Source organism: Kocuria salsicia (assembly GCF_039532055.1).
Lineage (GTDB): Bacteria > Actinomycetota > Actinomycetes > Actinomycetales > Micrococcaceae > Kocuria > Kocuria salsicia.
The window spans coordinates 1-691 of sequence record NZ_BAAARF010000016.1 but is presented as its reverse complement, the minus strand read 5'-3'; the positions used below and the strand labels follow the sequence as shown (position 1 = coordinate 691).

The following is a 691-nucleotide window of genomic DNA, read 5'->3' as shown; positions in this document are numbered from 1 at the left end:
CCGGGGGCGAGGATCGCCCGGTTGGAGGCCGAGAACGCGGCGTTGCGGGCCGAGCAGGCCAAGCTGGCCCAGGAGCGGGACATCCTGCGCCAGGCGGCGAAGTATTTCGCCGGGGAGACGAACTGGTGAACCGCTTCCAGTTCGTCGAGGACCACAAGGACGCCTGGGGCGTGAAGCGGTTGTGCGAGGTCATCGAGATCGCCCGGTCGTCGTTCTACGCCTGGCTGGCCGCCGAGCCGGCACGGGCGGCCAGGGCGGCGGCCGACGCGGCGCTGGTGTCCCGGATCCGGGTGCTGCAGGACCCGGCCCGGGGCGGGGACCGCGCCTACGGCGCGCCCCGGATCACGGCCGACCTCAACGAGGACGTGCCGGCCGGTGACCGGGTCAACCACAAGCGCGTGGCCCGGGTGATGCGCGAGCACGGCCTGGCCGGAATCCGGTTGCGCAAACGCGTGAGGACCACGATCCCGGACCAGTCCGGCAGGCGGTTCCCCGACCTGATCGGCCGCGACTTCAGCATCGGCGCGCCGTGCTGCCGTTACGTCGGTGACATCACCTACCTGCCCCTCGAGGACGGCACGAACCTCTACTTCGCCTCCTGCATCGACCTGGGCTCCCGGAAGCTGACCGGATGGGCCATGGCCGGGCACATGCGCACCGAGCTCGTCGAGGACGCGCTGAAGGTCGCCTG

Annotated in this window: 1 pseudogene; it reads left to right on the top strand. The window is 71.5% G+C overall.

What is annotated here, in order from left to right:
* Positions 1-691: pseudogene (locus tag ABD264_RS11480) on the top strand (IS3 family transposase); the annotation flags it as partial.